General features: G+C 70.9%; 13 protein-coding genes. 6 read left to right on the top strand and 7 right to left on the bottom strand.

Going from position 1 to position 25,144, the window contains the following annotated elements:
• Nucleotides 1-139 precede the first annotated feature (139 nt).
• On the top strand, nt 140-1,453 hold the full coding sequence (locus ACSU6L_RS40680) for a competence protein CoiA family protein (RefSeq protein WP_437065405.1): 1,314 nt from the start codon (nt 140-142) through the stop codon (nt 1,451-1,453).
• A gap of 609 nt (nt 1,454-2,062) precedes the next feature.
• Nucleotides 2,063-2,341 carry a hypothetical protein gene (locus ACSU6L_RS40685; RefSeq protein WP_437065406.1) on the top strand — a complete coding sequence of 93 codons (279 nt, stop codon included), beginning with the start codon at nt 2,063-2,065 and terminating at the stop codon, nt 2,339-2,341.
• A 158-nt stretch (nt 2,342-2,499) separates the two neighbouring features.
• Here the strand turns inward: ACSU6L_RS40685 and ACSU6L_RS40690 are convergent, their stop codons facing one another.
• Nucleotides 2,500-3,549, bottom strand: coding sequence for a zeta toxin family protein (locus tag ACSU6L_RS40690; protein WP_437065408.1), 1,050 nt, complete (start codon nt 3,547-3,549; stop codon nt 2,500-2,502).
• Entirely contained in the window at nt 3,546-3,848 is a 303-nt protein-coding gene (locus ACSU6L_RS40695; protein WP_437065409.1) for a hypothetical protein, read from the bottom strand. Before ACSU6L_RS40695 ends, ACSU6L_RS40690 begins: the two co-directional genes overlap by 4 nt.
• A 164-nt stretch (nt 3,849-4,012) precedes the next feature.
• Here ACSU6L_RS40695 and ACSU6L_RS40700 point away from each other — a divergent pair, with 164 nt between their 5' ends.
• Nucleotides 4,013-4,237 carry a hypothetical protein gene (locus ACSU6L_RS40700; RefSeq protein ID WP_437065410.1) on the top strand — a complete coding sequence of 75 codons (225 nt, stop codon included), beginning with the start codon at nt 4,013-4,015 and terminating at the stop codon, nt 4,235-4,237.
• Between the two features lie 326 nt (nt 4,238-4,563).
• On the opposite strand, the gene ACSU6L_RS40705 is transcribed toward ACSU6L_RS40700, so the two are convergent.
• Nucleotides 4,564-5,232 carry an HNH endonuclease family protein gene (locus tag ACSU6L_RS40705; protein ID WP_437065411.1) on the bottom strand — a complete coding sequence of 223 codons (669 nt, stop codon included), beginning with the start codon at nt 5,230-5,232 and terminating at the stop codon, nt 4,564-4,566.
• A gap of 528 nt (nt 5,233-5,760) precedes the next feature.
• Here ACSU6L_RS40705 and ACSU6L_RS40710 point away from each other — a divergent pair.
• Nucleotides 5,761-6,225: a hypothetical protein gene (locus ACSU6L_RS40710; RefSeq protein WP_437065413.1), complete on the top strand. Its 465-nt coding sequence runs from the start codon at nt 5,761-5,763 to the stop codon at nt 6,223-6,225.
• A 135-nt stretch (nt 6,226-6,360) separates the two neighbouring features.
• On the opposite strand, the gene ACSU6L_RS40715 is transcribed toward ACSU6L_RS40710, so the two are convergent.
• Entirely contained in the window at nt 6,361-6,516 is a 156-nt protein-coding gene (locus ACSU6L_RS40715; RefSeq protein WP_437065414.1) for a hypothetical protein, read from the bottom strand.
• Nucleotides 6,517-6,648: 132 nt separating this feature from the next.
• Between ACSU6L_RS40715 and ACSU6L_RS40720 the strand changes: the two genes are divergently transcribed.
• On the top strand, nt 6,649-7,743 hold the full coding sequence (locus ACSU6L_RS40720; RefSeq protein WP_437065416.1) for a pentapeptide repeat-containing protein: 1,095 nt from the start codon (nt 6,649-6,651) through the stop codon (nt 7,741-7,743).
• A gap of 68 nt (nt 7,744-7,811) precedes the next feature.
• On the opposite strand, the gene ACSU6L_RS40725 is transcribed toward ACSU6L_RS40720, so the two are convergent.
• A complete protein-coding gene (locus ACSU6L_RS40725) occupies nt 7,812-8,555 on the bottom strand; it encodes a hypothetical protein (protein WP_437065418.1) in 744 nt (247 codons plus the stop codon).
• 275 nt (nt 8,556-8,830) lie between these two features.
• Here ACSU6L_RS40725 and ACSU6L_RS40730 point away from each other — a divergent pair, with 275 nt between their 5' ends.
• The gene (locus tag ACSU6L_RS40730; protein ID WP_437065419.1) at nt 8,831-9,769 is read left to right on the top strand and encodes a recombinase family protein; all 939 of its coding nucleotides are present in this window, start codon (nt 8,831-8,833) and stop codon (nt 9,767-9,769) included.
• A gap of 19 nt (nt 9,770-9,788) precedes the next feature.
• Here ACSU6L_RS40730 and ACSU6L_RS40735 read toward each other — a convergent pair whose 3' ends face one another.
• Both ACSU6L_RS40735 and ACSU6L_RS40740 read right to left on the bottom strand, forming a co-directional pair.
• Nucleotides 9,789-10,220, bottom strand: a complete 432-nt coding sequence (locus ACSU6L_RS40735) for a hypothetical protein (RefSeq protein ID WP_437065421.1) — start codon at nt 10,218-10,220, stop codon at nt 9,789-9,791.
• A 352-nt stretch (nt 10,221-10,572) separates the two neighbouring features.
• A complete protein-coding gene (locus tag ACSU6L_RS40740; protein WP_437065423.1) occupies nt 10,573-24,954 on the bottom strand; it encodes a hypothetical protein in 14,382 nt (4,793 codons plus the stop codon).
• Nucleotides 24,955-25,144: the final 190 nt, after the last annotated feature.

The following is a 25,144-nucleotide window of genomic DNA, read 5'->3' on the forward strand; positions in this document are numbered from 1 at the left end:
AGTACGGGGGAGGAGGGACCGCCGTCCCGCGAACGGTGTATCGCGCTGCTCCGTCTGGGGGATGCCTTGTCGGACCAGATCTCTACTGTCCGGCTGCGGGCGACCAGCTCGGCACGGATTCGGTGAAGGAGAGAGCGCGATGGTGTTCGTCGGGGTGCACGGGGAGTGGGGGCGGATCGACGCCACCCAGGCAGACCTCGGGTGCGGACAGGACCGGGAGAGCATCTACAAGGCCAAACCCCCCGCCCCGCTCACCTGCTACGAGTGTGACTGGCGCCTGCACCTGGTGCACAAGACCCACGGCGCGTACGACCTGTGGTTCCTGCGGCACGCGGCCAATGCCCCGCACTGCGAGGCGCGGCTCGCGGGCGAGGGCATGGCCCACCACCTTCTCAAGCTCGACCTCGCCCACCACGCGCGCGCGGCCGGCTGGAGCGCCGAGTACGAGGTCGCCGCCCCGGACGGCTCCTGGCGCGCGGACGTGATGGCCACCTCCCCCGACGGCGTCCGGCGCGTCGCCCTGGAGGCGCAGATGGCCGCCATCTCCATCACCGACATCAAGGCCCGCACCGACCGCTACGCCGCCGCCGGCGTCGAGGCGTGCTGGTTCACCGACCGCAAGACCGCGCCCTGGCTCGACGCCGTGCCGTCCGTCCAGATCGCCCGCCCCGAGGACGGCGACCCCGTCCAGATCACGGCCGGCGCCGCACGCTTCGAGCCGCAGTGGTGCGACGACCGTGCCGACTGCGACTGGAACAGCGGGAGCGTCGAAGGAGCCGTGCCGTGTGGCGGCCACGGGAAGTGGTCGGCCGTCGAACCGTTCCCACTCGACCGGTTCGTTGCCGCCATCTGCGCGAACACCACCCGTCCACACCGCCTGCGCGTGCCGAGCTGGGAGAAGGGCGAGACCTGGCGGTGGATTACCCGGCGGTACTTCGAGCTCGAAGAGGAACAGGTCCGGGCCACGGCCCGGCGGAAGCAGGTGATGGAGCGCCTGGCCGCCGTCCAGCAGCGGCAGCGCGAGGCCAAGGCTGCTGCCGAGCGAGAGCACATGGCGGCGATTGAGGCTCTGCTCCAGCGGCAGAAGGCGCTGGTCAAGCCTGTGGTGGAGTTCGTCTTTCACGAGGCCGGGGCCTACCCGCAGGTCGGCCCCGACGGCATCCCCGAGTTCGCGATGGGGGTGCCCGTATACGTCCGCGGGAAGCCGTACGCGGTCATCTGCCCAGTAGCCAGCCGCGTCCCCGCCCTACGCGACACGCTGGCCCCGCTCGTCCTCTTCGCCGCCACCGAGCGCGAACGCAGCCGCATCGCCGCTCAGGCCGCGCCCGGCCAGCGCGTCGAAGTCCTCGTGGCCGAGACCCCTGCCACCTCGCCGGTCCCCACCCAGCGAGAGCAAGGCGGGCTCACTATCAAGCAGGCCGTGAACCAGATGCTCGGCCTCGACCGGATGTAGGCAGTTGCGTCTTCACTAGACCTCGAAGGGACGGACGGATACCGACCGTTCAATCCAGGAGCAATACCGGCGGAACCCCGGACTCCTTCGCAGGGTGGTTCAGCGCGAGGCGAGGCTCTGAACTGGTCGATCCGGACACGGCGCGGTTCGGTGGCGGGGGTGTCGGCGTGTTCGCTCTGTCAGCTGGACGCGGAGTTGAAGGGACTCCCTGACCGACCTCCTGCGCCACACCCTGCCGAATGCCTCCCGCGGGGAGCCGGGAGGGGCGGCGAGCCCTGCCGCAGCTGCGCCGCGAGCAGGGCTCCCCGGCCGGGCGTGTCGCGAACACGTCGTGGACACGGCTTAACGCGGGGCTATCGCAGGTCAGCAGTGTGAAGACGCATCCGGTGAAGCTACCGAAACCACTTCTAGTTCGCGCTACGGCGATTTTTGAGGTATATGGGTCTCGGGCCCACCTCCTTTTAAGGAGAGTTGGGCCTTCGTCCTGTCTGGACTCGGTCGGCTCCTCAGAAGGGGTGGACCGGGTCCGAGGTGGGCCCGGGAAGTGTGGGGCCTGCCCGCTGGATGTGGAGTCGAGACGGGCAGGCCCCCAGACTCAAGGGGCCTTGCGTGAACGTAGTCGCTGACCTTGCGACTGTCCTTGTGGTCGCGGTCGGGATCGCGATCGGTTTCATGGTCTACCGCTGGACAGAACCGGCGCCGAACGCTGCCATCCAGAGCGCCAAGGGTGAACGGCTCGCCTGGGCCGTCGGAGCGGCAGCCGCCGTCATAGTCGTCGGAGGCTTCCTCATGGAGGGCATCACCGTGGAAGTCTCGCCGGATTCGCCGGCGGCTGGGGTCTCGTCCACCCCGACCCCCTCGGTCCCGCCCGCCGAAAGCGGAAAGTGACCCCAGCTCGCACCCTAGGGTGCAGTGGGTGAGCGGCCTTCCGGCCGCCCGCCCGGCTTCCGCATCCCCACACCGTGTGACGAGCCTCACAGCTCATAGGCGCTTTGGCTGCGGTGCTGCTTGGAGCTATCCAGCCCGTTCCGTGGGGCGATCTCGTGCTACTTGCTTCGTCCCCGCCGCTGCTCGGGTCCGTTCGGCCCGTGCTGCGAAGCAGTTCGGTCCGTACTGGGAGCTGGTGTCCGAGACCCCGGCGGCCGCTTGCCGGTCGTACTGCGCGAGCGCGCGGCCGCCGAAGACGGCCGTGGCGGTCCGAGGCGCGCGCCGGCGGCGGGGGTGATCAGTGGCTGCGCCTGGGCCTCGATCGCCGCGAGGCGAGAGGGCCATTCGCCACCGTGGTTGCGGCTGGCGTCGCGTAGGCGGAGCTGCGTGACGACGAAGGCATCGCTCTCTACGTCCGTCCACGGCCGGGCCCGCTCGGTCTCCACGCTCTGCCGCAGCACCGCAGGGCTCGCCCAGTTGCCCGTAGCGTCCAGGGCGTTGCTGTAGCGGGGCTTGGCCTCGCCGCGCCGGTAGACGCTGGCCAGGTCGACCAGCGCATGGACGTCGACGAGGTCGGCTAGGTCGAGGATGCCGCGGTAGGACTCGTCCGCGTTGGCCTGCACGGTGAGCCGTCCCTGCCCCCGGTCGGCGAGCTGCTCGAAGTAGCGGGCGGCGATGCCCTGGTTGCTCATCGCCTGCGGCACACCCATGAACAGACCCTCGAGCCGGGCGCCCGCGTCCCGGTAGGCGCGCATCTTCTCCTGCACGGCCTCGGCGTTCTGCGATGTCTCCTGGATGATGGCGTGCAGGCCGTGGTCGCGGACGTACTGCTCGGCCTGCGCCATCCAGGCCCGCCCGTCGGCCCGGGTGTAGGCGGCCATGAGGGTGTCGTCCTGCGCCATCAGCTCCGCATAGGCGGGGTGGTAGGGCTTGTAGAGGTCGCTGTCGACGTCCACGAAGCCGCCGTGCCGGTTGAGCTGGGCGGCCACCATCTCGGTCACGCGGCTCTTGCCGGCGCCGGGCTGCCCGACCAGGAAGACCACGGTGGGCGTCTCCTGCGGCTCACGGCCTTCCAGCAGGTCGGGGACGATCCGCTCCCGAAATATCCGCCGGTTCTCCTCTTCCGGTAACCGGTGACGCTCGACCTCTGCCGGATCGATCACGCTCATGCCAGGCCCGCCAGGACCTCGCGGGCGAGCTGGGCGTAGCGCGCCCGGGCCGCCGCGATCTGCTCACCGTCGGACGAGCGCAGGCCCTCGCGTTCCCGGGCCAGCTGGGACTGCGCGGTGCGGGCGGCCGCGATGACGGCTTGGTCTGGCTCGGTCTTGGCCTCTTCGGCGGCGATGACCGCGCTGTAGGCGCCCACGGCCCCGTTGACTGCCTCGATGGCCGCCTCGTACGCGGCCGTCCCCTCGTTGGACCAGGCGTACGGGTCCAGCTGGTCGGTGATGGAGATGCCGTTCGGCATGGTGTTCCCCCTTATCTCTGTGCTGATCATTGTCTGTTGGCTGGCGCGCACTGGCGTACGAATTAAGTTGCGGAGTGGCCCGTTTTACAGAGTGCAGGGCAAGCGTCTTGGCGGAACGCGTCCGGGGTACGCACCTGCGCGGGCCGGCCGGTCGTTACCCGGGCATGATCAGTGAACAGTCGGTGCCCGAACTCGCCCGCCAGTACGGCCTCACCCCGACCGCCGCCCAGTACGTCCTCGACCTGCGGGCCCGGCTGTCTGAGGAGCACCGGGACGATCCGGAGGCGTGGGAGCGGGCCTTCTCGGACGCGGTGCGCACGGCGTGGGTTGAGGGAGCGCCGTGGGCGCAGGAGTGGGTGAACGCGGCCACGGCCCACGAACAGCCGTGAGGAAGCCCTAGCCTCAGGCGAGCGCGGGCGCTGCCTCTGCTCCAGGTCCCCGAAGATGCCGCCCCTGCTCATCGACCAAGATGACGGGCGGGCAGTTGGGGCAGGAGAACAGGGCCTGAGAGCCGATCCACCGCCACCCCAGTCCCACAGACCGGAATGGTCTCGTTTCTCTGGGATGAGAGCGCTGGCGCCGCAGCGCGTGCAGGTGATGCTGTCGGGGCGGGGCAGCTCTGGTGCCTTCCAGGGCGGATACTCAGGCTATCCGCCGGTCCGCGCGCATGAAGGCGCCCCCGGCGTGGTGCCGGGGGCGCGGACCAACTGTCGGACTACCGGGCCAGCGTGATCGTGATCGGCACATTCGGGCAGCCGTCCAGGACTTCCGACAGGGCGGCCTCCTCGCTGGCGTCGATGCTCAAGCCCCAGCGGGTCTTGTCGGCGACCCAATCGGTGGCGTACTGGCAGCGGTAGCCCTCGGCCGGCGGCAGCCACGTCGTCGGGTCCTGGTCGGCCTTCGAGCGGTTCGACGCGGCGGACACGGCGATCAGCGCGCGGTCGTCACCGAGGTCGTTGGCGTAGGCCTCCCGCTCCTGCGCGGTCCACTGGGAGGCGCCGGAGTCCCAGGCTTCGGCGAGCGGCACGAGGTGGTCGATGTCGAGGCCGCGGGGGCCTTGGATGTAGCGGTCGTCGTACGGGGAGTACCACTGGCCGCCGGTCAGTGTGCAGCGTGGTCCTTGCTCGGGTGCTACGACGGCCTCGGCTTTCAGGACTTCGCTGCGGGTGTGGCAGCCGTCCTTGTCGGCGTCGATCCAGTGCTTGAACGCGTCGCGCTGGTAGCCGGTGCGGTCTTCGTCGGCGATGGGCAGCTGCGCCAGGGCTTGGCGCACGGGAGCGGTGATGGTGGGGTCTGGCTCGGCGGGCGGGGCGGCCTGGGCGGTGGCGGGGAGGAGCAGGGCCGCCAGGGTGGAGGCGACGGCGGCGGTACGGGCGAAGCGCACGCGGAGTCCTTTCGGCAGTCACCGGCTGGTTGTGCTGTTCGTAGCGACTGCCGGGTGCGGCACGCCCGGGAAACGGGGCTGGCTCTACTCGATCGAGCGGAACGCGCGTCGGGACCGAGGGGTTCCGGGCGTTTGCGCGTGACTTCCAGGCGACTGGGCGGGGGCGGTTCGCGGGCGGGCGTGAAGACGCCCCCGGCGGGCTTATGCGGCTGATGCGCAGTTAGGTCAGTGGAACCCCGCGCTGCTGCTTCATCAGGGCTCGGGCCCCCTCCGAGTGCCACGGCACCCGCCCTGAGATCCCAGAGTGGGCGCCGTCATGTGCGGCCGGGGAGGTGGCTCGCCTCTGTCGCCTAGTCGAACCGTCCTACCGCCAATAGCTGCTTGGTCTCTACCGCTCATGAGTGGACGCTCGTGCCCACACTCTGTTCTGGCAGACGTCAGTGCTTCGCGGTTTGGTATCGGCAGCCGCGGCGCTCCCATACCCTCAGCGGCGTACGAAGATCCGTACGGACGTATGAGGGAGAGGCAATGACGCTGCACCGGGTGGCGGGGCTGGACGGTGGGATCGACCTGACCATCCACCTCACCGAGGTGGAGGCAGATGCGATCGGCCCAGACGAGGCGTCAGCGATGGCCGCCTGGTTCGATACTGCGCTGGAAGGCCTCGCTGCCCTCCGTGACGGCCAGTCGGTGCGGGATGGAGGGGCGCGCGCCATCGAGGCGACTGACATGCAGGAAGTGATCAAGGTCTTGCATCAGCATCTCCTTCCCCGGCTCGTTGGTCTGCGGGACGCGGCGATCCGTCGCCATGGTGAACTCGGCGGCACCTTCGGACAGCTTGCGGCGGCTATGGGCACGGCGCGATCGACGGCGCAGACTCACCGCGAGAGGCTCGACCAGGTGGGCCCCCGCCGTGCGCAGGCTGCGAAGTGGGAAGCCTGGGCTGCGTCCCCGCAGACAAGTGCGTCGGCCCCCGAAGGGGCCGACGGCTAGTTCGGACGGAGAGTGAGCTGGAGGCGGGCCGTTTTCGTTGGCGGGCGGTCCGGGCCGCCCGCCCGGGCGTGCGGCGACTACTGGCCGTCGCGGTCGTCCGGCGGATTCATCTCTGCGTGAGCCCGCCGAAGGACATCAGCGGGACTTCGCGGCGACGTGCTTCTCGCCGGCACGCTGCGCAGCGGCGCTGCTGGACTGGCTCCAGCCGCTAGCGCCGCAGGTGCAGCGGTACTGGTACTTGCGGCCGCCCTGGGTGGGCCAGACGGACACGGAGTGCTTGCTGCCAAACAAGGGGGCTCCTCGGACAGTCATCGTCTGTACGGAGTTCCGTACGGCAATGAGTGTACGGAACTCCGTACGGAGCGGCAAGGGTATGGGGTGCGACGCCGCAACCGCAGGTCTCCGTGCCTGGTCTTCCTCCTCATGACAGTGAACCGACGGCCGCGATCGACCCCGGATGATCGGGAGCTGCGGCTCTGGAGGGTCGGCCGGGCCTTAACCGTCACCTTCGTCGCCGCGATCCTGGTGGCCGGCGGGGTCTTCTACGGCTTGGTGTACCTGCTGGACTTCCAGGAGATCGACAGCACCGCGAAGCTCGACGCCAAGACACTCTTCGACCTGGTGAAACTCTCCTTTGGGGTGGTCGCTGGGGCCGGTGCGCTCGTCGCCTTGGTCGTCGCCTACCGCCGCCAGCGCGTCGACGAGGCTGGCGCCCACCGGGAGGCCACCCGGCTCCACACCGAGCGCTTCAGCCAAGCCGTCGAGCAACTCGGTTCGGACTCCCCGGCCGTCCGGCTCGGCGGCGTCCACGCCCTGGCCGGCCTCGCCGACGACGCCCCCGACGACAGCCTGCGCCAGACATGCATCGACGTACTGTGCGCTTACCTCCAGCTCCCCTTCACCCCCGACCCCGGCGACGACCCCGCCCACCAAGAGGAACACCACCGCTACCTGGCCCTCCGCAAGGTCCGGCACACGATCCTTCGCCTCATCGGCGACCACTACCGACGGCCCCGGGGAACCCACCGATCCTGGCAGGGCTGCGACCTCGACCTCACCGGCGTCACCATCGACGGCTACCTGGACTTCGGTGATGCGACGTTCTCCGACGCCACGGTGTCCTTCCGCGATGCGACGTTCTCCGGCGCCACGGTGTCTTTCGAGGATGCGACGTTCTCCGGCGCCACGGTGTCTTTCGAGGGTGCGACGTTCACCGGCGTCAAGGTGTCCTTCTACCGCGCGGAGTTCTCTGGCGGCATGGTGTACTTCGGCGACGCGCAGTTCTCCAGCAGCGATGTGCTCTTCGGCGGCGCGACGTTCTCCTCCGGCGGCGCAATGTCCTTCCTCCGCGCGAGGTTCTCCGGCGGCCAGGCGCGCTTCGAAGGCGCGACGTTCTCCGACGGCGTGGTGTCCTTCCGGGACGCAACCGGTCCGGCCCCTAGTGGGCTTCCCACTGACATCGGTACTACTTCCACGTTGATCGTCCTTCCCTCGGCTTGGCTGGCTGCGAATCCATAGCACCGGAGGGGCGAAGGCGGTCGAGGGCGGCCTCGCCTGCCCGGGCCGCCCTCGTTTGCTGTCCGGGGTTAGCGCTGGTTCTCGTCGCGCGCCTGGGCGGCCTCTGCGCGGAGTTGCGCGGCAAGAGCGCGAGCCTCTTCGGCCTGTTGGGCGGCTTCGGGGCGGCCGTCTTCGACGGCGATGCGGTCGAGCAGTGCGGCCTTGCGCTCGGTCAGGCGTGCGCGGGCTTCCGGGTCCGGCGGGGTGCGCAGGTCGCCGTAGAGGTGGTTGAGCGCGTCGAGGACCTGAACCATCTCCTCCCCCGTGCTCAGGGCGGGCAAGTGACCAGTGACCGGGTGTTCCGTCTCCCGGTGTGCCGGGATGTGCTCGCGCACCCACGCGTCGAGACTCTGTCCGGCAGTGGTGGGCGCGTACGCAGCCTCGTGGAGGCGTAGGCCGCGTACGGGAGCGCCGGGCGGGGCGGGGTAGTGCGGCTCTTGTAGGGCGAGCTGCCACTCCGCGACGGCGTTCTTGTACTTCTCGTGCGCGGACTGCTTCTTCATGCCGAGCTGCTCGCCGATGGCCTCCCAGCTCGTGTGCTTCTGGCGCTCGTAGACCACGGCGCGGACCAACACCTCCTGGGCCTGGTGCACCAGGTCGAGCGCGTCGCCGACGGCTTCGCCAGGCCGGGCCCACATGTCGTTCGTCGTGGGGACGCCAGCGGCGGCACGGTCGGCGAGCTCGCGCAGCTCGGCCGAGAGGGCGAGGCGGGCCAGGGCGGTACGGCTGTAGGCATAACGCTCGCGGTCAGGGTCGTGCTCAATATCCGTCATGCTCGTCAGGCTAACCCTGACACGGGAATTCGTCAGGCAGTCCCTGACGAGAGTTGGCCACCTGCGCGCATCCGATCCGTTCGACTCGGGGGGGCGGAAACGGTCGTCTGCGCCCCCCTTGCGCGTGATTGGATTATCCAATCCGCCTCCATGGAAACTCCGTGATCAATCCAATGCGGCGTGTGGAATCTTTGCGCCTCCCCTTTTCGCCCCCTTAGGGTGGCTGGAACGGCCGTTGTTGCCCCGTGGCCCGCTCTCGTGGAGGAGGCTCGACCGTGGATCGGCTCTATATGCGGTATTCGACCGATAAACAGACGAATCTGCGGCAGAAGCACCACTTGGAGCCCTACCTCGCCAGTGGGGCAGCGGCCTACGAGGACCCGGCCACCTCCAGTCGCCTCCACCCGCTGAAGCGACCCGGCTTTCAGCGCCTGCTGGACAAGGCGGCAGTCGGCGACGTCGTGCGCCTGGCGGACGCCGCGCGCCTCTTCCGCTCGGTCCAGGACGTGCTCGATGTCCGCGACGTCCTCCGGCGACGCGGGCTGCATCTGCGCATTGCGTCGGGTGCCTGGTCGGGGATGGACCTCACGTCCGAGGACCCGATGACGAAGCTGTTCGTCACGATGCTCGCCGGGGTGCTCGAATTCCAGCGGGACATGATCAGCGAAAACACGAAGGACGGCGTCGCAGCTGCACGGAACGCGGGCAAGGTCCTGGGCAGGCCAGCCCGCCTCAGCTCGGAACAGGCCGCCGCTATCGTTGCCGCCTACCGGAACGACGGCGTCGCGGTGAAGGCCCTCGCCCGAATGTACGAGGTTGATCCCAAGGTCATCCGGCGCGTACTCGACTCCGCCGGCGCCCGTGGCGTGCCGGACGACCTGGAGGATTTGCTCGGGCAGACGGGCGGCGAGGGGGACCCTGAGCCGGAGGCCCCTGCGGCCACAGATCCGGTACTGAGCATTGACGTGCCCGGTCTGCTCGCTGAACACCTGCAGGGCGTGGCCGCCGCTGCCGTCCGGGACGCGCTGCACGAGGGCCGAGTAATCCGGCGAGGCCAGGGCTACTCGCTGCGGATGGCCGCACCGCTCAGCGTCCACCAGGCGGCCTTGGAAGCATGCGCCGCCCTCGCTGTCGACGGGGCGTCACCAGCCGGACGGAAGGCCTACCGTGTGTACGCCGATCGCGTTGAGGCCGCCCAGCAGCTCGGGGGATGACCGCTGGGACGGCCCGATCTCAAATCCGGTCGGTCAACGCGTTGATTGTCAGTGCCACGGCCATTGCTCCCAACGCAAAGACCACGTGCATGATGCGCTCTCGCCGGATGGCGGGGGGTGCCCTGAACAGAGGGTCGTCTTCCTTTTTGACATCCACATCAATCAGTGACTGGCGGCAGGAGAACGTGGGCTCACCCTCGATGAGGACTAGCCAGGTGATGGACTGTCCGCGGCCGATGCGACCGGGGCCGATGTGTAGTTCACTGCCGTCCACGGTGACCTGCGGCAGGGCGGCATCCGTAGGGTTCGACTCCGTGCCGAGGATTTCCAGTACTGGTTGGCCGAGGTCCATCTTGATCGAGTTCGATCCGTCGAACGCAGCACTGGAGACATCCCGTCGGCTCGTGTTTACGATCTGGACCCGCACGAGACGGGGGTCGGCGAGCGTCAAGCCGTTCCTGTTGACGCTTAGGCTCCCTCTCACGGTGTGGTGAGTGCTCAACAGGGGTGTGTCCCCCATCCAGTAGCTCAGGCGTCGCTTCGGGTTGCTGGCTCTAAGGGTTGCCCACATGGCGCCAACCCCGGCTCCCAGGGTGGCGAAGACTGCGGCTGCCGCCCAGAACGTGCCCGAGGCGTAGAACGGCTCGGCTGACATTACGACCATGCGAGTGATCCAACCACCAAGAGGCAGCATCGCAGGTTCCGTTGCGTTGACCCCCGTGCACAACCCTGAGGTTCGGTTCGGAGCCATAGCAGTGGGGGCCTGCGGTCCGGCACAGGGACACCCGGTCCCAGTAGAGGCCTCAGCGCTGGGTGGGTTTGCGGCCCTGCTGCTCATTGCTGCTGCGTCGCAGGTGCTCCGCCTGCTCCGCTGAGCTGCTCAGCTTCTTCGCCCCGCGCCGTGTGGTCGACCTGCCCCGCGCGGCCGCCGTGGAGACGCGCGGGCCGCGCCCGTCCTTGGCTCCGGGAAGGGGACGGGACAGCGCCTCCCCGAGTTGCCGCATTGCCGGGATGTCCACCGTGGCGGACGCGGTGTCCTGCGATGCCGGCGGCGGCCCGCTGCGGCCCCCGGCGGTGGAGCTGTAGGCGGTAGAGGCATCCGCCAGGTCGCGCAGCGCCCCGGCCGCCGGTGCGTCAGAGTCCTTCTCCTCGCCCTTCCGCCGGAGGCGGTCCGCCGCCGTCTGCGCCCAATGGGCGACCTTCTCGCAGGCGCGGATCGAGACCTTGCGGAAGAACTCGCCGACGCGGCCGTCGCCCATCAGGCGGTCGAAGTGTTCCCCGGCGCGCTCCCTCATGACGCGGAAGAGGTGACCGACCGCGCCGCGCACCGTCTGGATCTTCTCCCACTCCGGGAGGTCCTGGAGCGTATCGGCGTGCGAATCGGCCCGCTGGAGTGCTGCGTTGACGGCATGGGCCTGCTGCCAGACGGGCGCGGTCGTCTCGACTCCCGGCTCCGCGGCGGCGTCCGCCTGAACCGGGGCGGACGGTGCGACGGCCTCAGCGAAGGCCCGTTGCAGGGCGTCGAGGTCGGCGTCGAGGTCGGCGACCAGGTCCTGCGCCGTGCCGTTCTTCGGCGGTACGTGCTCGGTGAAGGCCTCCATGACCGCCTGGAACTCGGCGCGTACGTCCACCTGTCCGGTCGCGGGTTCCGTCATCGCAGTTTCTGCTGGCGAGGCCTGGGTGCTGGTCCACAGTGGCAGCTCACCGGGGGACTGCGCGATCGCCTCCGGTTGACTGGCCTGGAGGGCGTCTTCCAGGGCTCCGCGGAAGCCATCGACGGCGGCGTCCAGAGCCGGGCCGCCACCCTCGGGTGCCACGGTGCTGGCCGGGTTTTCACTGTCGGGCACGTCGGTATTCCCAGCCGGTGCAGCCGGGGACTCCTCCCGCGCTGGCTCTGGACTCTGTGAGTCCGGGACTTCGGGAGTCCGGGGTTCCGTGGCGTCTCGCCGTGTTTCGGGGGCCGCCGCCGCGGTGTTCCCTGCTGTGGACTCGGCACTCGCCTCCGGGCCGGACGCTGCGGCGGCCGTCTGGCCGCGCACGGCGGTTCGCTCCGCCTGGACCGCATGGAGCGTGGCTTGCACCTGGCCCTGCAAAAGCCGGGAACCGTACAGGAGCTGGGCCAGCGGGAAGGCGAGCTGACGGCGCTCGGTATCGCCAGGGTCGGCTGGCAGCGAGCCGCCCCAGTTGTTGATAGCCCGCTGGACGGCGTCGAGGTGCTGCGCCATCTGCTGCGATCCGTACCGCTCGGACACCGCGGCTGCCAGCCCGTCGAGGCTGCCAACCAGCTCCCGGAAGTGCTCGTTCTGCTCGAAGGCGGGGTAGGCGCGGGCGGCTGCGGCGGTCACCGCTTCCCGGTATCTCACGGCGGTGTCGCGCAGATTGGCCCGCAGGGCGTCGACCCGCTGCTGAGGCCCGTCACCGGGGGCGGCAGCGAGGGGCGGGCCGGCCGGGACGCCGGTGAAAGCGGAGTACATGACGGCCGCGTCGACTGCCGCATCTTGCGGCGAGTGGGTTAGGTAGGTCACGTCAGCGGGCAGGCCTTCGACGGCCAGGCGCGCGAACCATCCACTTTCGAGGCTGGGGTGGACGGTGGCGATGACCATGTCGCCCCGCAGCACGTCACCGGAGTCGACTGGCTGGCCGTCCAGCCCGGACAAGCGCAGGCCGTAGCTGGTGTCCATGGGGAGCGCGACGGTCTCGAAGTAGCGCTGCGGCGCGGGCGGCTCCTCGGTGATCGGTTCGTCCGGGGCGTCGGTGGTCTCCGGGATCGGCGGGGTGGTCATGGTCGGCTCCTCCGAAGCGTCTTGCGCCGTCTCGTTACTGGGGGCGTCCTCCCCTGCCGGGGCCGTCGGCGTGGCCACCGTGCCGGGCTCCGGCATCTGCTGGTCGCCGTCCGTCGTCTGGGGTCGGTCCTGCTCGAGGAACGACGCTTCGCGCCGTGCCTCGTGCATCCCCTCATCCGGGACTGCGCCTGCGGGCTCCGGTGCGTCCTGGGAGACCGGCACGCGATTCGGTGCCGGATCACTGTCCTCGGCAGCGTCGCCCGGAGCGGTGTCCGCCGCGGTGTCACCCGGAACGTCGTCGGCGGCGGCCGGCGGCTCCGGTGCTTCCTGGGGGTCCGGTGCCGGGGTGTCGTCCGTGACGCTCTCCGGCTCGGTGTCCGTCGCGGATGGCGCGCCTGCGGGTGGTTCTCCAAGGCCTTCGGCGGCCGCGGCCGCGGCCGGGGCGTCGGGGCCCGGCTCGGTGCGGGTCTCCGGGGCGTCGTCGGCATCGGCGGGCGGCCGTTCGGCGGGTTCCGTGTCGGCGGCCGCGTTCTCCGGGGCGGCGGTGTTCTGCTCTGCCGAGTTCGCGGTGAGGGCGGCCAACTCCGTCTCGAAGGCGGCGACCGTCGCCCGCGAGCGGGCGGCCAGGAGGGCGGCGGCCTCCCGTACCTGCCTCAGCGGGCCGCGCAGGTCCTCGTCGACCACGGGCTCCAGGGCGGCGCTCCAGACCGCCACCGTGTGGACCTCAAGCACCAGGTCGTCGGGCGAGATCGCGGGCCCCTCCCGCAGCATCCGCTCGGCGTCCCGGTAGGCCGCCGCCAGCTGGGCGACGGGGTTGGTCGGGATTCGCTGGCCGTCGGGCCGCTGCTGCCGGTCCGCCTCGTAGAAGTGCTGGACGGCGGGCAGGGCGTCCCACCGTGCGAACGCCGTGCTCAGCTGGTCGATGTCCGCCTGTGCTTCCTCGTCGGTTTCGTACGGCCCGGCGACGTCGAGAGTCGCCAGGTCGACGTCCGGGAGCACCACGTCCAGCTCCGGCAGCTCAGCGGCGGCCGGTGCCTCAGCCGCTGCCGACGTCTCCGGGTCGTGGGCCTTGCGGTGCGCCAGAGCCAGTGCCTCACCGGCGGGGGCGCGGTCGGCGTACTCGGCGACATCGGCGCGCTCGGTCCAGCTGCACACACACCACGCCTCGACCCACGACGTACCCGGGCCGCCGAGGGTGACGGCCGTCGCGTGCGGCACCCCGTCAGCAACCGCCGTGGCGTGGAGGCGGAGTCGTTCGAGCATCGGCGCCCATGCGGACATGTAACTGTCGACGGCGGTGCAGGACGCGATCAAGGTCCCCGACTGGTCCTCGATCAGGAGCGGCGCCAGGTCGCCGGCGGCGTCGCGGCCTTCCCACTCCCGGCGGACCGTGTAGCGGGCGCCGGTCTCGGCAGTGATCGTCCACGAGCCGTCAGGGTGGTACTGGATCGCCTCCGACTCCCCGACTTCCGGCAGTATCCACAGTCCGGCGTCATAGTGCATGCGGCGGGCAACGGCGAACCCGGCGGTCAAGTCCCCGCCAGCCTTGGCCCCATGCTCAGCGACGGCCGCCAGGGCCGCGCTCTCGCCCTCGCCGGAACCGATGCTGATCACGTCCCACCGGCCCGACGGCTCTACACCGTGCCAGGTCGCCCGCCACATGATCCCCCGCGCACCCTTGCCCTGGGCATCGTGGGAGATCCCGTACTCGCCGACGGTCAGCCCGGGGCCGGTGACGGTGAACTCATACGGAGACGGCTCGCCGTCGCGGTCCCGCGGGCTGACGGTCAGCGTATTAACGTCGACGACCTCGGGCGCCGCCTCCTCAGCAGGCTCCGGCGCCGCGCCGCTGCCCTCCACCCCCCAACCGGCGAGTTCGAGGATTGCGACGGCCGCGCGGTCGGCCTCGTTCGCCGCTTCCATGTGGGTCGCGCCACCCCGGGCGACCAGCGCGGCCCGGTCCCGGCGGGCTGCGGCCACTTCCGCCGCCGCCCTCTTCTGTGCCTCTGCGTCCCCGCCCGCAGCCTTCACCTCCGCTCGCGCTTCCCGCATAGCGCGGTCGTCACCGGCTTCGCACGCCTCGGCGAGGATCTGACTCGTCAGAGCCTGCGCGGGCCACGGGGCAGTCTCTCCGGCATCCAGCGCGGACGACAGCATCTGTCCGGCAAGCTCAGCGATCCGGTCGGGCCACTGCTTCCAGTGCAGGTCGACCACCTTCGGATCACCCTTGGCCAGGGCCCCCACAAGGCTCTCAACGTCGCGGTGACCGAAGTGCCTGCCCTCGTCGTTCAGGAGGCGATGAGACAAACACCGCGCGCACACGGTGTAGTGACCAAGTTCGCTGCCCTGGTCGGTGTCGACGGCGACCGTGTACCGGGCGCCCGAGCGCTTCGCACTGCACTTGCCGACGAACGGCGTCGACGCATCGCAGTACGCGTCCGGCGTGTCGGCCATGTCGTCCGTGAGCTGGGCCACGACGCGTAGCCGCGCGTTCGGAATGGCCTCCTGGGCTGAGTGCCAGATCTTCCACTCAGCGACGTACTGCCGGTTATCCGGGCCCTTCCGGGACCAGTCCTCACCGGTGCGGCCCTGCGCACCGTCCGGGTCGGTCAGGTGCTCCCAGCCCCACCGGCACGACGCGATAAGGCCGATGCGGCCGAACCGGCGGACCAGGTACACGCCCTCTTCGAGCTGAACGCGGTTCGTGGTCGTCTCGAACGGGGGGGCCTGCGCCGTCAGGTGCCCGTACCGGGCCCACAGGGAAGCGAACCGGGTACGGGTCGCCGAGTCCTCACGGATTCGCGCCAGCACGGCGGCAAGGGGCTGGTCCTCAACGTTCGCGTTCCACCAGTAGGAGCCGTCAGCGTCGTGACCGGCCTCCCACTGGTCCTCATCCGGACGGGAGTACGTCACAGGGCGCAGCCGGAACGTGTGCCCGCCCGCCGTCGTCAGAATCCAGCCCGCCGCCGGTTCGCGCCGGTCGGTGAACGACACGGGGGCGATCGTCTCGCCCTCGATGAGCGCCGCCCGAAGCTGCGCCTCTCGCCCGTCCTCGGTAGGAACGGCCCCGCTGCCCGTGGCCGTCTCCGGCTCCGCCGGGCCTTCTGACGGGTCCTGTGCCGGATCGCCGAACAGCCCGAGCTGTTCTGTCCCTGCGCCGGGCGCGGCCGCGCTCCCCTTCCTTCGGGCGCGGGTTCGGGCGGGGGCAGGTGTTGGCGTGGGCTGCTCGACGTCAGCCGGCGCCGCCACGAACGGGTCGGGCCGCCAGGCTCGGGGATCGTCCGGGCGGGTGGCCGCCAGCAGGACAGCCAGTTCCTCAGCCGCCCGGGTCAGGTAGGGCGCGGACGTGTCGGCGAAGTCGGCCGCCCAGAGCAGATCGTCGTGCACCAACGCCAGGTCATCCGCGAGGTCCGTGCCGGTGAGCTGTCCAGCACTCAGGTTCTCCACGACCTGCTGCAGGGCCGACAGGCGTGCGGCGGCTTCCTGGTCCTCGCCCGCGTAGCTGGGGGAGAGGCGGATCGTGCCGAGCGCGGCGTTGAGCGTCCAGGTGGTGTCCGCGTCGATGGCCTCCCGGGGCACGGGCATCTGGAGGGCGCGGGCCACCAGGGCCGCCACCGCCGCCTGGCTGTCTTCGAGCAGAGCCGATACGGAGTCCCTGTGGCCGAAGGGGGGACGACTCTCGAAGCGGGGCCCGGGTGCCTGCCGCATCTCGGCAGGCCACGACTGGTCATGTGCCGCCCCCGCCGTCTGGTTGAGGTCTGTGACGTAGCCGATCAGCCGACCGTCGAGCCAGACGGTGGAGGACGACTCGCTCGTCGGGATGATGTCCGCCCGGCCCGCGTACTGGGCCAGCTGCTCGGGGCCGCCGAACCGCTGCTCGGACTGTTGGAGGGGCTCTGGGGTGTCCGACGAGGACGTCGGCGGGGTGGCCAAGACGACGGAGGGCTCAAGAGGCGTGGGCGGGGTGCCTTCCGGGCCGGCGGGCGCGGCTTGGGTCTGCGCCTCTTCCACGGTCATCTGCCCGTCCGGGACGCCGTCGGTGTCCTCCCCCTCCGCGTCCGTCTCCGGCTCATCCTGCGGAGCCGGGTTCGGGACGCGTTCCGGCGGCACGAGACCGAACTCCTCGTACAGGTTGGCCGTCCCGTACTCGTCGCTGTCTTGTGCCGGGGTTGCGCCGATTTGCTCGTCGGGAGCGGACTGGGAGGCGGCGTCTGCAACGGCGGACGATTCCGCCTCTGCTGACTCCGCCTCACGAGTGGCAGCCTCCGTGTCCTTTGCCGCGGGATCTACCTGCCGCACCCGGGCCTGAGATAGGGCACGCCGGTAGTCGGTCAGCGTCACGTATCCGGGCAGAAGGCGGCCGCCAAGCTCCGCCCCGGAGCGCTCTGTGTCGAACGTCCAGCGCTTAGCGCCTTCCGCCTGAGTCCACATCAAGGACAGAACGGCGAGCGACTCCCCACCCCGGCTGTTGTCGTGGGTCGTGCCAGACGCCTCGCACTCCCACACGCCGAGCGATGATTCTCCGTCCTCAGTCGCGACGGACCCGGCGCGCAGCGCCACGGCCCATCCCGCCGCCTCCGCCTCAGACGCGAACTCGATCAGGGCGGACGGAACGCCCTTGCGTCCCACGCTGGACGTGTCCCACTGGCCGTAGGCACCCACCCACCAGGAGCGGTCGATCGCCGTGCCCGCTGGGGGCGTGATGCGGGTGATGAAGCCGGGCTCGGGCTGCTGCTCCGCCCCGGGCTTGTCGCCGGGCGGTTCGCTGGTCTGTGACTCCGGTACTTCGGGACTCTGGGACTCCGGGGGTTCTTCTGTGCTGCTGCCGTCCTCTGGCCCCGGCGGGGCTTGGGCCCCGTCCGCGGGACGGGTGCCGGAGCCGGTGGGCCTGGCGGCTGTTTCGTCGGGCGCAGGCGCAGGCGCAGGCGCAGGCGTGGGTGTGGGCGTGGGCGTGGGCGCCGGGTTCGGCGCCGGCGCGGGGGCTGTGGGCAGCTCGGGGGCGGGGGTCGTCTCGTCGAACGTGGCGAGGGCGGCTGCCGCCTGGTCGACCTTCGCCTGATGGGGTGCGCGCTGCTCGGCACGCTCCGCGATGGCCTTCTTACGGCTCTCGGGGGTGCGGTACCTCTCCGGGTCGAGCATGGACTCGGTCAGCTCCGGGAGCTTGTCCCGCTCGGTGATCGCGCCGACCACGGCGTCCAGCAGCTCCACGCGGCGCCGGGCGTGCTCGATGGCCGGGCCGTAGTCGACCGAGGCCTGCTGCGCGGCGAGCAGCGTGATCTCGGCTTCCAGCACCGGAACGCGCTCGCGGTCCATGAGCTGGTGGTCTTCGGCCTTCTCCAGCGCGGTCGCCAGGCGGCCGATGATGGTGCCGCCGAACTTCGGGGTGGCCAGGTCGCCGATGGAGCAGACGGATTCGCTGTGCCGCAGGTCGGGGAAGCCGACGTGGGCGCGGATCTCGCCGCCGTCCAGGATCTCTGGCCGTACCGCGAAGTCGAGCCCGCCGAAGGTGCCGATCGTCGTCCACGGTCCCATTCCGAGGCTGCTGTGGCTGCGCAGGGCGTCGGCGACGGCCTGGCGGACGACCGGACCGGCCTCGCCGCGCTTGTCGAAGTCGCGGCCGCCGACCCGGATCTGGAAGGCGTCGCCGCGGATCGTGGCGGTGACCTTAGGCAGGGCGGTGTCCCGGAGGGCGATGGCGCGCTGGGTGCTGGCGAGTTCTTTCTCCTTGGCGTCCAGCAGTTCCGCCTGGCGGACGCGGTCGGCGGCCGCGTTGCGCCGGTCGGCCTCCAGGCCCTGGAGGTGGACCTTGGCCTCCATGAACTGCCGCATGAAGGGGTTGCCGCCGATCTCGGCGGCCATCGTGGCGTAGTCCCAGTCGCTCGCGCCGATCTCTTCGACGGTGTCGTTGTCGTCGTCGCCCTCGCCGGGCGGACGCTGGATGTCGCGCAGCCCCTCCGCCTTGGAGGTGAGCAGTCCGACCTGCCAGGCGTCCATGCTGCCTTTGGTGGCCAGGAAGTAGATGTTCACCTCCTCGTGCTGGTTGCCGGGGCGGAGGACGCGGAAGTCGCGCTGCATCATCATGGCCGGAGTCCAGTCCTGATCCAGGTGCATCAGGGCGTAGGCCCGGTTCTGGCCGTTGAAGCCGGTTCCGAGAACTTCGCTGGAGCCCATGAGTACCGCGATGCCGCCGTTGTTGGCGGCTTCGGTCATCGCGGCCTTCTTCTCCGGGGTGTGGTGCTCCTGGGCGAACTGGACCATGTCGCGGGGGACGCCGCGGGCGGCGAGCAGGTCGCGCAGCTCGGCATAGAGGTCGAAGCCGCCCTTGTTGTTGCCGCCGGGGGTGCCGCTGTTGCAGAAGACGAAGAACAGCCCGCCGGGGACCGGGTGCGGGGTGTCGTCGCGGCTGGAGACGGCGTAGGTGCGGTCCTTGTGGGCGTGGTAGCCCTCCGCGATGATGTCGGCCGCCGTCACCAGCTTGTTGGCGGCGGGCGCGCCTGCGTCCACCAGCCGGGGGTCGAGCGCGACCGCGCGGCCCTCGCCGGAGACGGCCAGCATGTTGTCCTCGTCGCGGGTGACGTCACCGGCGTGGATCGCCTGGCCGCGGGCCACCAGGGTCTGGAGCCGGGCGCGCTGGTCGGCGGTCGGCTCCACCAGCACCAGTTCCGGGGCGCCGCCGGCGAGCTTGGGTCGCACGATCCCGACGTCGTCGCCGGTTTTGGTGTCGGCGGCCAGCCCCCACATCGTCTTCATCGTGGACTTCGACACGAACCGGGAGAAGCGTTCGACGATCGTCAGGCCGCTGCCGTCCGGGGCCATCTCGATGCGCTGGACCTTCTGCCCGAAGGTCTCGGCCCACAGGTCCGGGCCGTGCACCCCGAACTGGTCCAGCAGCCACGGCGTCGCCAGTTCGAGCACCGAGTACTGCTCGAAGATGGAGTTCTCCATCGGCGTGCCGGTGCCGAGGGTGACGGTGGGGCGGCCGCCGTGGACCTCCGCCACCTGGTGGTGCCACCTGAGCTTCTGGTGCATGTCCACCGCGCGGATGCTCGCGGTCTCGCCGCCAGCCTCCTTGGAGCGGAAGCCCACGGCGGTGAAGCGGTGCGCTTCGTCGACGAGCGCGTAGTCGAAGCCCAGGTCCTCCCAGTACACCTCGCCCGGGGTGCGCATCGGCGCGGCGTTGCGCCTGATGCGGGCTTCCACCGTGGTCAGGCGCCGTTCCAGCTGCATCAGGGCGAAGTTGTTGTGCGGGACTCCGCGCTCGCGCTTGAGCTGTTCCTTCAGCGACTCGATCTCGCGGAATAGGTACAGCTCTTGCTGCTCGGGGCTCATCCGGATCGACCCGAACGCGCCCTCGGTGAAGATGACCAGGTCCGGGGTGTTGGCGCGCAGCCACTCCAGGACCCGGCGACGGTTGCCGTCGGCGAGGTCGTCGGAGGTGATCAGGTGGATGTCGGCGTTGGGGTAGAGCAGCTTGGCCTCGTCCAGCCACTGGCGGGCCAGGTGCGGCTGGACGACCGCGAAGGGCTTGGCGATCTGCCCGGATGCCTTGAGGGCCTGCGAGCCCATCACCATCGTGGTGGTCTTGCCCAGGCCCATCTCGTGCGCGAGGACGACGCCCCGCTCGAACTGCATGCGCGCGGCCGCCGAGAGCTGCCACGGGTGCGGGGTCCGCTCGGTGGTGAGTCCGGCCAGGGTCGGGGCGAGGCCGTCGTAGCTGCGGACGACGTGCCCGTTCATCTGCCGGTTGTAGGCGTCGGTGAGCAACGTGACCCGGGCGGTACTGGCGGTGCAGTAGTCCTCGAAGGCCGACCGCATCGCGTCGGCCTTGTAGCGCATCGCGCGGGTGGCGTCCTCGTCGACCCCGTCGCCGTCGAGGGTGTTGACCACCATCGAGGCCCGCCCGAGGAGGGCCTTGGCGATGTGCACTGCCGAGCGCCGTTCGGTGCCCTTGAGCGCGTTGATCGCGTCGGGCACCTTGCCCGCGGCCAGGGACCAGCCGTACCGCTCGTTGTGGCTGACCTGGAGGGTCGGGTCGCCGAGGTACTCCCGCAGGAAGCCCTGCACGAGGGACGCGGGAATCCAGTGCGCGCCGAGCTGGGCAGTGAACTGCCCCAGGCGCTTCGGCTTCGGCTGCACCGCTTCCAGCGCGGCGACGTTCACCGAGTACGTCGGATCGGTGGCGGCCGCCTCGCGGGCCTGTTCGAGCTTCACCCGGACCGGCCCGGACAGGTAGGCGCCGGCGTGCTCTAGCTTCTTGGTGACCGGGTTGTCGAAGACCTCGGTGCCCAGGCGGCGGCGGGCCTCTTCGGGGGTCGTGCCCAGCAGGGAGGCGATCAGCGGCAGGTCCACGCCGCCGGTGGCGCCCATCACGGCCGTCAGCGCCGTCTTCGGGTCGTCGGTGGGCTCCAGGTCGCCGCGGCGGGCGCCCGGCCGCCGGGTGAGGACCTCGGAGGGCACCGGCCGGTCGTTGGCCCGGTCCCAGTGCTCCAGGCCCAGGACGACGGCGGCGTGCGGGTCCTGGCGGAACCAGCCCCAGCCCGTGGGGAGGCGTTCGTCGTCGTCCAGCTCGACGCCGGCGGCGCGGGCGGCGGTCCTGGCCTCGTCGGTCGGCAGCGCCATACGGGTCTGCCGGGGCCGGGACAGCGGCCCGTGCGCCATCGTGTAGGCGGCGTGCAGCCGGGCGAGCTGGGTGCGGACCTCGCGCGCACGGTCGGGGTCGCTGCCGGTGCGGTCCAGCTCTTGCAGTTCGCTCGCGGTGTCGCGCAGCGACAGCAGCATCCGCAGCTGCTCGGTGCCGGTGACACCGTCGGCGGTGATGACCCGGACCGGGTCCTCGCCGTTGACGTGCTGCCAGATCTGCCCGTCGTCGGTGTAGAGGCGGCCGGTGAAGTCCGTCGCGTGCTTCTCGCGGGCGGTCTGCAGCAGCAGCGGCGCACGGTCGGGCCCGTCCTCGTGCGGGACGTAGCCCTGGCCGTCGGCGACCGCCGCGGCGGCGGAGGCCTCCATCCGCTCGCGCAGCAGCCGGGGGGCCTCGCCCGGGTCGCCCTGCACCGTCACCCGCGGCCCGTACGGCCCCGTCTCGGACGTCAGGCGTCCCAGCACGTTCTCCGGGTGCTGGGTGAAGTAGGCGTTCACCGCCAGGGTGTTGCCGCCCAGCTCCCGCTCCGGGGCGTCGATCCACGTCTGGTCGCCCGGTTCCTCGCCCTCCGCGCGGCGGCGGAAGACCAGCACGTCGGCGACCACGTCGGTGTCGGCGGTCTCACCGAAGGTGCCCGCCGGCAGGCGGTACGCGGCCGCCAAGTCGCCCCAGCGGGACATGGCCCGGCGGGCGGAGGTGTCCTCGCCGTCCAGCGTCCAGCGCGAGGTGATCACGGCCATGTAGCCACCCGGCCGCAGCAGGGCGAGCTGCTTGATGATGAAGCCGTTGTGCAGGGAGTGCCCGGTCGCGCCGTAGCGGCGCTCCCCGAACGGGGCCTGCGCGAACGGCACGTTCCCGATTACCAGGTCGAACGTGCCGACCGGGGCGTCGGTGTCGGTGAACGACTCGGACAGCACATTGGCGTGCGGGTAGATCCGGGCCGCGATCGCCGCGGTGGTGGGGTCCACCTCAACGCCGGTCAGCCGCGCGGCCTCCGGGGCCACCCCGAAGAACGCGCCGGACCCGCACCCGGCCTCCAGGACCTCCCCGCCGTCGAAGCCGTACGCGGCCAGACCCTGCCACATCGCCTCAGCGACGCCCTGCGGGGTGTAGTGGGCCGACAGCACGGCCCGGGACGCCGCCCGCCACTCGAAGGGGTCCAGCAGCTCCCGCAGCTCGCCGCGCACCCGGTCGTACGACTCCCAGCGGGCATGGTCCGCCTCGAACCTGCCCTCCCACTCGCCGCCGGGCCGGTAGATCGGCTCATCGGGGTCCGGCTCGTCGAGGAACACGGTCGGGACCGAGCCCCAGCCCGACCAGCGGGCCAGGATGCGCTTCTCCTCGGTGGTGGCGCCGCGGCGGGCGCCCTCCAGCGTCCGCAGCACCTTGATGGCTTCGAGGTTCGCCTCAGCGCGGGCCAGCGGGCCACGCGGCAGGTCAGCCGGGTCGGGGCGGAACCGCGCTACAGGTTCTCCAGCTCCCTGCGGATTTCCGCCAGCTCCACCGCTTCCGGACTCAGCGGCGCCGCCGGGCTGTCCGCGTCCTCCGGCGGCGGCAGCATCTCGCGCAACACCTGCTCCCGCGCCGTCGCTTTGATCTGCTCCAGCTGGCCGACCCGTGCCTGGTAGCCCGTCTCCGGCTCCAGGCTCTCCTCCAGGTCCTCCTCCGCCGCGGCGATCGCCTCGCTCATCTGCGCCCCCAGCTTCCGGAAGTGCCGGTCCGGGTCCTGCATCGCCGCCAGCTCCCGCGGCCGGAACTCCTCCCAGTGCCTGCGCAGCAGCGTCTCGTACTGGCTCGTCGTCGCCATCGGCCTCGCCTCCCTCTTGCTCGTTGACGGTACCGGCCAGCGCCGCGATCTGCGCCGCCAGCCGGGATTGGTCCACTCCGCGCCGTTCGACGTCGCCGCCGGCAGCACGCACCTGCTCGATCACCGCGTTGATGCCGATGAGCGCGGCACCCATCGCCGGGATGCGCCGCTTGGCCGCCTCCCTCTCCCGCTTGGGCAGGTTCTCGTCCAGCGACTGCTCGCGCAGGTCCTCCGTGGTCCGCTCCGCGATCCGCGCCAGCTCACCGAGCAGACCTTCCTCGAAGTGGAACGGGTAGGCCTGCATCACCTGGTTCGTGAGCGGGTTCACCACCTTCGTCCGCGTCGGCAGCTGGTACGGGGTGAGGAGCGTGAGCACCCGGTCGTACTCGCGGGAGAGTTCCGAAGGCCTGCGCCGCAGCCACGACACCAGCGGGTCGTGGGCGCTGATCGGCAGGTCAACTTCCCGCTCCAGGCCCCAGGTGCGCCGCGGCAGCGTTTCCGGGTCCTGGTCGTAGCGCTGCACCAGGGCGGCCATCGCGGCCGGCGCGGAATCGAAGTCACCGATACTGCTGCGCTGGTCGTAGTTGGCCAGGGCCCGGAACTTCTGCCCCTGGCGCTCCACGTAGCCGTAGGTGCGCACCGAGCCGTCGATCAGCACCGTGCGGCGGCTGGTGATGCTTTCGCCCAGCTTCGCGCGGGCCGCCTCCGGGTGCTGCTCCATGCCCCGCTGGAACCACTCCTCCTCCACGGCCTTCAGCCGCGCCGCCCGGGCCTCCTTGACCGCATCGCTGTAGGAGTAGGCGGACTGCTCGTTGCGGGCGTTGAGGCTCGACCCCAGCTCGGCGTTCTCGGCGACCAGGTCTTCCAGCGTCATCTCGCCCACCGGCGTCCGCTCGCCGTAGGACCGTGCCCGGCGGGCGACCCGCTCCTCCTGGACGGCCTTGCGGTAGTCGGCGACCTGGTCGTGCAGCTCATGGCCGCTCGGCATGCGGGTCCACACCGGGCCGATCTGCTCGTGGGCGCTCTCCAGCGCCTCATCGTCCAGGTCCGCCGCCGCCGGACCGGCCAGGAGAACCCGGGCGGTGCGTGCGTACTGCTCGGTGCGCACCGCCTGGTTGCGGCGCTCCAGCGTCCGGTACTCCTCATCCGAGGAGTGGAACGGCGATTTGTAGAGCGCCTTCTGCCACAACTCGTACTCGGCGGCCAGGTCCTCATCGCTCAGCTCGGTGACCGCAGGTGCCGCCGCCACCCGGTCCATCAGCCACTTGCCGTGTCCTTCCCGCAGCGCCTGGTACCGTCCCGCCGCCGCGGCGCTGTAGTCCCGGGACCGCTCCACGGCGGCGGCATCCTCTGCCTCCAACAGTTCCTCGTACGTCAGGCCGGTGAGGTCCAGTGGCTCCGGCTTCGGCTCCGGCTCGGGCGGGGGAGCGGGCGCGGCCGGCGGGGCCTGCTGCGCCGGGACGGCCGCGGCCGCCGTCGGCGAGGTGCCCAGGTCCTCCGGGGTCTGGCCCGGTCCGAGCACCACGATGTTGCGGTCCTGCCGGGCGAACGCCTGCAGCACGGCGGCGAGGTTGCGGTCGCGGGTTTCCGGGTTCCACCTTCGGCCGGTCACCCGCGCCTGCCGCTGCCCGGACCAGTACAGGTTCCCGGCCTTCACCGCCCGCAGGTCATCGTCGTCGTACTTGTCGGTGCCGTACACCGCGGCGACGCCGTCTTCCTCCCACCGCACCCAGACCTTGTCGCGGACGTTCGGGTCGCTCGCCGCCCGGTGGTGGCGCGCGGCCAGCATCGCGAAGGAGGACAGCCGCCTGTCTCCGAGCCCGTCGCTCACCAGGCGGGCGTCGCCGACCCGGCCCACCGCGACGTTGCCCCGGCGGGAGCCGGAGGCGATCTCGGTGCCGTCCGGACCGAACACGGTGACCGCGCTGCCCTTGATGAGCGCGTGATAGCCCGTCACTCCGTCGACCGGATGCGCCCCTTCGGGTAGAGGCTGCGGACCGGGCGAGGCGGCCGATTCCGTCTCCGGCGCGGTCTCCGCTTCCGTGTCTACCGTCGCGAGTTCATCCCCCATGCGCTTCTCCCCGTGCCACGTAACTCCCGTGGCACGCCAGCAAGCACATGCCACGTCGTCCCCACCGGACCCTACC

Origin of the sequence: Streptomyces sp. enrichment culture, from assembly GCF_964272855.1 — a bacterium.
Lineage (GTDB): Bacteria > Actinomycetota > Actinomycetes > Streptomycetales > Streptomycetaceae > Streptomyces.

What these genes read in the sequence shown, in the direction of transcription:
- ACSU6L_RS40690 (WP_437065408.1), bottom strand. Translation starts at nt 3,549, where the DNA reads ATGAGCGTGATCGATCCGGCAGAGGTCGAGCGTCACCGGTTACCGGAA.
- ACSU6L_RS40695 (WP_437065409.1), bottom strand. Translation starts at nt 3,848, where the DNA reads ATGCCGAACGGCATCTCCATCACCGACCAGCTGGACCCGTACGCCTGG.
- ACSU6L_RS40720 (WP_437065416.1), top strand. Translation starts at nt 6,649, where the DNA reads ATGACAGTGAACCGACGGCCGCGATCGACCCCGGATGATCGGGAGCTG.
- ACSU6L_RS40725 (WP_437065418.1), bottom strand. Translation starts at nt 8,555, where the DNA reads ATGACGGATATTGAGCACGACCCTGACCGCGAGCGTTATGCCTACAGC.
- ACSU6L_RS40680 (WP_437065405.1), top strand. Translation starts at nt 140, where the DNA reads ATGGTGTTCGTCGGGGTGCACGGGGAGTGGGGGCGGATCGACGCCACC.
- ACSU6L_RS40700 (WP_437065410.1), top strand. Translation starts at nt 4,013, where the DNA reads ATGATCAGTGAACAGTCGGTGCCCGAACTCGCCCGCCAGTACGGCCTC.
- ACSU6L_RS40710 (WP_437065413.1), top strand. Translation starts at nt 5,761, where the DNA reads ATGACGCTGCACCGGGTGGCGGGGCTGGACGGTGGGATCGACCTGACC.